This window comes from Frankia nepalensis (assembly GCF_016786325.1).
In the GTDB taxonomy this organism is placed as follows: Bacteria; Actinomycetota; Actinomycetes; order Frankiales; family Frankiaceae; genus Pseudofrankia; species Pseudofrankia nepalensis.
Genome location: NZ_JADWYU010000071.1, coordinates 1 through 8267 on the forward strand (window position 1 = coordinate 1; position 8267 = coordinate 8267).

An 8267-nucleotide genomic window follows, 5' to 3' on the forward strand; every position below is an offset into this window, starting at 1 on the left:
CGGGGTACTTCCTCGGCGCGCCCATGTCGTCCGCTTCCTCCTGGTTTCACTCCCTCCATCAAACCCGGCGCGGTTCAGGGAGTCGGCGGGCTGGTCGCTGGGTTCGGGTTGGACGAACTGGACGCCGAGTCGGTTCTGGAGCCGGTGTAGTGGCACCAGGCCTGGCCAGTCGCGGTCGCGACGGTCGCGCGCTATCCGGACGAGTTCGTCTCCTGGCCGGTCCGTTGGTGGGCCGGCCAGCGAGAACTTGGGCAGGGCACGGATGAGGCGGTCCAGGGAGCGGTCGCGGGGATCTTCAAGGAGTTGCTGCCAGACGGCGTCGAAGTGCGCCCGCGCGCCGCGGGCAGCGGGCAGCTTGCTGGGGCTGACCCATCCGGGCAGGCGGCGGGCCGTATCGGGCGGTGGGCACCGCCAGCCAGCTCCGTCGGGCCCGTCCGGTTCGGGCTGCCAACTGATGGGTTCGTCGAGTCGGTGCCGGAGCAGGAGGCGTTCGGCCTCGTCGGCCAGGTATCGGTCCAAGTTGCGCGACTCACGGCCACGGAACGCGGCGTAGGCGGTCCGGTCGTCGGGGTCGTAGGGAGCAAGGTCGCCGGGATGTAGCCGGATGTCGCCGCCGGTCAGCCGTTCCCAGAGCCACATGGTTGCGTAGCGGCGTCGGCGGTCGGTCGCGACCAGGCCGCTGCGCCGGCAGGCGGCGCTGAACCGCCGCTCATCGACGAGGGTCATATCGACGAAGATCCGGCGTCGGCGGCCGTAGTCGATGGGCGGAGGCGTGCTCATCAATGCGTCGGCCAGTACGTCGAGCCTGGCGAGCACCGTGGAGGTGAGACCGGCCCGATCGATCCGAGACCAGACCGCTCGGATCGTGGAGGCCAGGTGGCTGGGCAGCACAAGCCCGAGGGCGATCTTGCGCCACGGCAGGAAGGTGCCGATGCGCACGACAGCCATCGCCATCGCCGCGGGGAACGCCGGCGTGTCCTTGCGGGTGGGGCACGGGAGCAGCGCGGTCACGGAGGACCAGAGACGCTGGGGGACGAGCCGCGGCGGGATGGCGGGCACCTGTCGCGTCTGGTTCGGCCAGTCGTAGCCATAGTCAGCGGCCTTCTCCGCTCTGTCGGCCGCGACGGGCCAACGTGGCACCGCGCTGGCGGTGCGGAAGGTGAGCCGGGAGCTGATCCTCATCTCGGGGCTTCGGTGGCGCAGTACGAGGGCGTTGTAGAGCGCGGGGCCTCTGTCCTTGGGCGCCAGTCTGTCCCTCTCGGGATCCCCTTCGACGATGTTGGAGATCCAGCGCTCTTCACCGGGAAGTAGCCAGTCGACGGCGTCGACGGCCTGGTCCAGCGTCGGGGCCATCAGGGCGTCCAAGGCCACGACAGCGCCGAGGGCGAACAAGGCCGGTTCTTCCATCTGAGAGAGCCGCGCCGGTGTCGAGAGATCCGTGTTCGGCAGCTCGACGGTGAGACCTTCGTCGATCGGCCGCTGCGGGGCGAGGTAGCGGGAGTTGCGACCGGGCAGGGCATCGAGCCTCGTCGCGGCCTGGCGCATGAGCGCGCTGATCCCGTCCAGGGCCGCGGCGAGCGGCACGGGCAGGCCGAGCAGGGTGACCATCTCAGGGAACGTGGCCATCCCCTCCAGCCCGAGCACTCCGTTGATCCACTGCTGCGCGCGCAGCACGGGGTGACCCGGCGACAGCCGCTGCGTGCTTGCGGCAGTGAGTTGAGCATGGCAGCGCGGCGATCGTGCCGCACCGGGTGGGATCTGGCCGAACGAATGGTGACAGATCGTCGATCCTCTGATCGCGGCCCAGCGATGCTCACCGGATCTCGGATGCTGCTTGCACTGGGGGCACCGCGCCACGAGAAGGACCCGGTGGTCAACACAGGCAAAGGACCAGGTCAGCGACCACGCCAGGCGCCACCGCCCTTCTGTCTGCACGAGGCATAGCGGGCAGAAGCGACTTCCAGACGCCCGTGCCCAGCGCTCCCAGCGTCTCCGTGGGATAGCCCGGACCGGAGGCGCCGCGAGGTCCAACGCCGCGTACTGGTCAAGAACGGCGGCATCGAGGCGGCCGGCCGGCAACCCGGTCTGGCTCTCGATTCGCCGCAGGACCTGGGGGTCTACCCCGACGATCAGCCCTCGCGGGGTGCGAGGCATCCCCAGGCCGATGGCTGGCATCAGGTGACATGGAGGCACGTCATTCCGCGCCGCCAGTGCCTCAATGAAGCTCTCGAGGCTCTCGCCGTCCGTGATCGGAACCCGGATCGGAAGGCTCCGCATCGTAGAACGGCGCCTTCACGAAGACTGGGTCAGCGCGGCGCCGCGGCGCCGCGGCGCGGTGCTCAGCCGGCCGGCCGCGAAGGCGGCCGCCAACTGCTGGCGGGCCTTTTCGGAGGCCTCGTCGATCCGCACCCGGTCGAGCACCTCCTGACTCAGGTGCTCGGTCCCGGAGCGGATGGCGCGCAGGCAGCCTCGGCTGACCAACGTGATGAACGAGCCGATGTGTCCCGTGGTGCGCTCGAACAGGTAATCCGAGAGATCGACAAGCATGCCGGGCCTGCTCCGCGCCAGCACGAGCTGGCGTTCGGTCGCTTTCAGCAGGCCCTGCCAGTGCTGCCGTCCCTCGTCTGAGGCGATCTCGAAGGGCGGCACCTCGAGCCGTGTCCAGCGGCGCGCCGTCTGCGCGAGCACAGCGTTCTTCCCCGTCATGCCCTCGACGAAGAACCCGCGTTCGGCCAAGCCGACTCCGACGTAGACGAAGGTGAGCGGAAGCTCGTTGGCCAGCCACTTCAGGTGGTTGGAGACATCGAGACCGTCCTTGCGGTAGGGGTCGACGAAGTGCACGTCGTCGATGATCCCGATCCGGGTCTCGCAGCTCAGCACGCAGTCGACCGCGTGGCTGGCGAGCTGGGCCGCGGTGCTGCGAGTGGTGCCCGGATGTCCGTAGAACTCGCAGATCATCCGATTCAGGGTGCGCAGCGTTGTGTTGGAGGTCAGGCCGACTCGGAACACCGGGATCCGTTCGTGGCCGTCGTCGGTCAGCGAGCCGCGACGGCGCAGCTCGGCGCGGTCAAACTCGCGCGCGAAGCTGCTCGCGATCGTGGTCTTGCCCAGGCCCGGCAGCGCGTCGATCACGGCGGCGCCGCGGATGCGGTCCGGGTCCTGCCGGTTCGTCGAGACGATCTGATCGAGCTCGTCGTGGACGGTGGCCAGCTGAGGGGTGCGCAGGATCCCGAAGTTCGCGTGCCAGTCGTGGCGGCTCTCGTCGTATTCGTCCTTCGCGGCTTCGCCGAGGGCGCCGAGCTGCGCGGGGTTGAGGCGCACCGGCGCCACCCGGGCTGGGGTGTTGACGTACTGGCGCCAGCCCTCCTTGCGGGACAGGCTGTAGAGCCTGCTCATGGCAGGACCTCGAACGCGTCGGCGTAGAAGTCGTCGTCGGGAGAATCGAAGATCTCCTCGTCGGTGTCGTCGTCGCCCCGCACGTCCTCGACCGGCCGGATCGGTTCGTGGACCGCTTCTTCCCCGCCCGCCAGAGCGACCAGCGTCGGCAGCCCAGTCACGGGTTCCGCCGCGTCCTCGGGCATCGGAAGCGCCTGGCGCTCCGCGGCGAGACGCACCGCCATCCGCCGTTCGCGCCGGTCGGAGACCATCCCGGTGTCCCAGCGCGCCAGCAGTTCCGCCAGTGCCTGTCCCGCGTCCGGCCGACGGTCGCCGGCGCGGAGCGCGAGGCGTCGCGCGTGCTGCGCGGCGTCGGCGCTGAAGGGAGTGCCCAGGCCGGGCGCGTGCTCCCAGACCAGGCGGTGCCAGCGGTTGTCCGCCGGGTCCTGGAAGTAGGCGTAGCGCACGTCATCCGGGTTCACCCGGATCGGCCACTTCCCGGTGTGGATGCCGCCGTACGGGCTGTCGCTGTTGCGGTAGGGATCGAGCGCCGGGCCGTTGTACCGCAGCCCGCCGACCTCGACGCCGTAGTGCTGGAGGCTGCGGAAGTGCACGGGCAGGAAGTCGTAGACGAGGTCTGGTGACCGCGGCACGCGCAGCAGGCCGGCCTTGGCGATCCCGGTCTCGTACATCTCGTTCGGGGAAAGGGCGAGCCCGGGCATCTCCGGGATAGCCAGGCCATCGTGCCTGGTCCGGTGGTAGATCAGCGCCACCCACTCGCGGATCACGTCCTCCAACTCGTGCAGGTAGAGGAACGCCGCGTCCTCGACACGGTCACCGCGGCTGTGGATGTCCGGGCCCTTGTAGGCGGGTAGGTGCTGGATCAGTCCCTCACGCAGGGTCCTGAAGAACCGCTCGACGGTGGGCTTGTCCGTCGGTTTCTTCGGTGTCGCGGGCTGGATCGAGATCCCGAGCCGCGCGCAGACGCTGATCACGTGGGCCGAGACGAACACCTTGCCGTGGTCCACGACGAGAGTCTCCGGCGGGCAGACCGGGACTCCGGCCAAGCGGACGCCGGCAGCCGCCTCGTCCTCGCTAAACACCAGGTGCTGCGGGATGCCGTGGTAGGGCCAGCAGGCCTGCTCGGGCCACTCCAGCGGGGCAACCGTCGGCGTCACCGTCTGGTAAAGCAGCCCAGCGACATCGACCGCCTTGGTGGACACCGGGGTTACCCGCAGAGCCAGGATGCAGCGGGTAAAAAGGTCCTGGGCGACCGTGAGCTCGGCTTTGACCCACCGGCACGTCACCGGCTCCATCGCGTAGACATCCAGCGACTGGGTGTCGAGGATCGCGAACTCGCCTGGCCGGGTTGCCCGGAGCCGCCCGTAGGTGCCCTTCGGCCGCTCGGCGATCGACCGGCGGGCTTTCGCCGATCCACGCAGTGCATTCGTGCCCTTGGCGAGTCGCGCCAGGTGGCGGTAAGCCGTCGCCCTCGGTGGGCACGGCACCACTCCGGGACCGTGAGCCTCCTCCAGCCGGGCTTCCACCCGCATCAGCAGCGCGCTCGAGGTCGGCGTTGATTCCCGGACCCGTTCGGCTATCACCTGCCGGCAGGCATCCTCCCAGCGGGGGTCTACCGACGTGCGGCGGCTGACGATCTTCCGGGCATCGAGCAGGCCCGCTTCCCCGAAGGTCCGGTAGGCCTGGGCCCACCGTTCCACGGTGCGCGGCGCAATCCCCAGTTCGGCGGCCTTTGCCGCGTACCGATCCGCCATCGGCCGAGCCGGGTCGAACTCGGGCCGCGGTTCGCCCGGCCTAGCCAGTTCGGCGGTCCCTGACCGGTATCCGCTGAGTGCCTCTCGAACGTGATCCGAGCGTTCTGCCAACTCGGCGCGACCGGCCTCGCTCAGGCCGGCGAGTGCCGGTCCGAGTGCCGCGTCGATCCGTTCGTCTGCCAGGGCCGGCGCCGATACCCCTGTCAGGAACTCCGCCAACCGCACGGTTCGCCACTTGTCCCCAGCGCTCCGGACGGTGATCCGTACGCCGTCCAGCTGGACGACCTCGCAGAGTTCTCCGTCGTAGGTGAAGACGGCCCCGACGTACAGCGAGACGGCCCGGCTCATGCGGCCTCGGCTCCAGCGGCGAGACGCACCATGGTCATCCCGTCGAGCACGCCACCGGTGAGGTCCGCGGTCAACTCGCCCCGCCACAGCAGGTGCAGCACGACCGGCCGAACCAAGAGCATCGGCGCGGCGAGCGCCCGTTCCAGGTCCACGATCCGCGAGCCCGTTCCCGCCGCCTCGCGGACAGCTGGGACCAAGGCGCTGTCGACGAGACGGCGGTCGCGGTAGCCCGCCAGGAAGCGCACATTGGCGAGTAGCCGGGCATCGCCGCCATACCAGGCCTCGAAGCCCCAGCCCCGCGTCGCCACCGTCTCCCGGGTCCAGGCAAACAAGGCCTGCACCCCGGGGTCTTCCCTCCGATCGGATGCCTTGACGTCCACAACCGTCACACCGCCGTCGGCACCGACGAGGAGAAGATCGGGAACGTGACGCCGGATGCGCGCGCCGTCCGCCCCGATCAACTGGAACGGCTGCGCGGCAATCGCGATCACCTCGCGGTCGAAGTCCGCCAGCATTATCCGTGCGAGCTCAAGGCGGCTCTCGTAGGCCACCAGCCGTTCGACGGTCGACGACCAGTACCAGCCTGAGTAGTGCCGCTGGCCCTTCCGCCAACGGAAGTCGCGGACCGGCAGTCCACCGACGACCTCGTCTGCGGTAAGCCGGTCCAGTGTCGTGTCGACGATCGCGCCGTCGCCGGCGCGGTACCGCACCCGCATCCGGCGAGTCCGTGGCCCAAGATCGGTCGACATACCGTCGATCTTCCCGGGCCACCCAGACGATCACCGCCCGACGCGCCGGCCGCTGTCTCACCTACTTGTCGGAGACGACATGTAGACGACATCTCATCTGAGAAACCGACAGGTCTTTTGAGAACCTACACGAGGAGGGGCGTCAGTTGGCCATGTCCACGAAACGCGAGTAGTGACCCTGGAAAGCGACCGTCACGGTACCGGTCGGGCCATTCCTGTGCTTCGCGATGATGAGGTCGGCCTCGCCCGCGCGGGCCGATTCCTTTTCGACGGCATCCTCCCGGTAGAGGAGGATGACGGCGTCGGCGTCCTGCTCCAGGCTGCCGGACTCGCGCAGGTCGGAGACCTGCGGCCTCTTGTCCGCGCGCTGCTCGGAGGCGCGGTTCAGCTGTGAGATCGCGACGACCGGGATCTCGAGTTCCTTCGCGAGCAGCTTCAGCGAGCGGGAGATCTCGCTGACCTCCTGCTGGCGGCTCTCGACCTTCTTCGGCGAGGACATGAGCTGCAGGTAGTCCAGGATGACCAGGCGCAGGTCGTTGCGCTGGCGCAGCCGGCGGGCCTTCGCGCGGATCTCCATCATCGTCAGGTGCGGGCTGTCATCGATGAACAGCGGCGCCTCGGCGACCTCGCCCATCCGCCGGGCCAGCCGCGCCCAGTCGTCGTCGGTGAGCCGGCCCGTCCGGATGTTCTGCAGCGAGACCCGCGCCTCCGCTGACAGCAGCCGCATGGTGATCTCCATCCGGCTCATCTCCAGGGAGAACACGACGGACGTCATTCCGTGCTTGATGGACGCGGCACGCGCGAAATCCAGGCCCAAGGTCGATTTTCCGACGGCGGGCCTGGCCGCGACGATCCAGAGCTGGCCGGCGTGGAGGCCGTTGGTGAGCTCGTCGAGGTCGGCGAAGCCGGTGGGGACGCCGGTGAGGGCGCCCTCGTGGCCGGCGATCGCCTCGATCTCCTCGAGCGCGGGGTTGAGGAGGTCGCCGAGGGGCGCGTAGTCGTCGGTGGTGCGGCGCTCGGTGACCTCGTAGACGGCGGCCTGGGCACGGTCCACGAGGGAGTCGACGTCCTGGGCGGGCCCGTAGGCGAGCTGGACGATCCTGGTGCCGGCCTCCGCGAGGCGGCGCAGGGTTCCCTTCTCGGCGACGATCCGGGCGTAGTAGCCGGCGTTCGCCGCGGTCGGCACGCTGGAGATCAGCGTGTGCAGGTAGCCGCCGCCGCCCACGCGCTCCAGCAGGTCGCGCCGGTGGAGCTCGGCGGCGACGCTGACGGTGTCGGCCGGCTCGCCACGGCCGTAGAGATCACCGACGACCTCGAAGATGATGCCGTGCGCCGGCCGGTAGAAGTCAGTGGACCTGATGACCTCGACGACGTCGGCGATCGCGTCCTTGGACAGCAGCATGCCGCCGAGCACGCTCTGCTCGGCCGCGAGGTCATGAGGCGGCGTGCGGTCGAACTCCATGGGCTGACCGCCACCGCGCGCGATGTCGGTGACCGTCACCCGCCTCACCCCCGCCCTGATCGTCCCGCACGGCCCGGCCGCACCCCGCACCGGGCCCCACAGCGTTCGAACACATGTTCGAGTCCGCGGTCGACCGGTGTCAAGGGGACGCGTCGTCACAGGTCACCCGCCGCGCCAGCTGGATGAACGGGCCGTGACCAGGGTCGACTTTAGGGAGCCATGGGCCCCGTCGGCAAAAAGTTATCCACAGGGATGTGTGGATAACCTGTGGGCAACGCCGGTATGGCCTGGGGAGGACCTCGGGACGACGGGGCATGGTCTGTGGATGAACAAGCCCCCGGTCTGCCGAGGATCGGCCTCTACGCTGGGGTTCTGGGCCCACGCCCTGTGGACACAAGAAAGTTCTGCCAATTCCCGGAACGCATCCCTTACCTGGTCAGCGTCGGGCCTGTGAACGGCCACCTGGACCCGCCCAGACCCGGCTAGTGTTCCGAGTCTGAAGTTTTTGGGCTGATCGTAGACTGGGGTTATGCCTGGTCCGAGTGCCGTGCCGATCGA

5 protein-coding genes and 1 pseudogene are annotated in these 8267 nt (G+C 69.2%); all 6 read right to left on the minus strand.

The features are described from left to right. Nucleotides 1–1674: hypothetical protein (locus tag I6A81_RS03060; protein WP_238431188.1), on the minus strand; the 1674-nt coding region annotated here is incomplete at its 3' end. Between the two features lie 195 nt (nt 1675–1869). Further along, nucleotides 1870–2277 (minus strand): annotated as a pseudogene (locus I6A81_RS46060) (TniQ family protein); the annotation flags it as partial. Nucleotides 2278–2292: 15 nt separating this feature from the next. Further along, nucleotides 2293–3396, minus strand: coding sequence for an AAA family ATPase (locus tag I6A81_RS03065; protein WP_203010088.1), 1104 nt, complete (start codon nt 3394–3396; stop codon nt 2293–2295). Then, the gene (locus tag I6A81_RS03070; protein WP_203007350.1) at nt 3393–5498 is read right to left on the minus strand and encodes a helix-turn-helix domain-containing protein; all 2106 of its coding nucleotides are present in this window, start codon (nt 5496–5498) and stop codon (nt 3393–3395) included. The genes I6A81_RS03065 and I6A81_RS03070 overlap by 4 nt, the downstream gene beginning before the upstream one ends. After that, entirely contained in the window at nt 5495–6214 is a 720-nt protein-coding gene (locus tag I6A81_RS03075; RefSeq protein ID WP_203007349.1) for a TnsA-like heteromeric transposase endonuclease subunit, read from the minus strand. The genes I6A81_RS03070 and I6A81_RS03075 overlap by 4 nt, the downstream gene beginning before the upstream one ends. A gap of 175 nt (nt 6215–6389) precedes the next feature. Then, a complete protein-coding gene (gene dnaB, locus I6A81_RS03080; protein ID WP_203007348.1) occupies nt 6390–7748 on the minus strand; it encodes a replicative DNA helicase in 1359 nt (452 codons plus the stop codon). Nucleotides 7749–8267 lie beyond the last annotated feature (519 nt).

What these genes read in the sequence shown, in the direction of transcription:
- I6A81_RS03065 (WP_203010088.1), bottom strand. Translation starts at nt 3,396, where the DNA reads ATGAGCAGGCTCTACAGCCTGTCCCGCAAGGAGGGCTGGCGCCAGTAC.
- I6A81_RS03075 (WP_203007349.1), bottom strand. Translation starts at nt 6,214, where the DNA reads ATGCGGGTGCGGTACCGCGCCGGCGACGGCGCGATCGTCGACACGACA.
- I6A81_RS03070 (WP_203007350.1), bottom strand. Translation starts at nt 5,498, where the DNA reads ATGAGCCGGGCCGTCTCGCTGTACGTCGGGGCCGTCTTCACCTACGAC.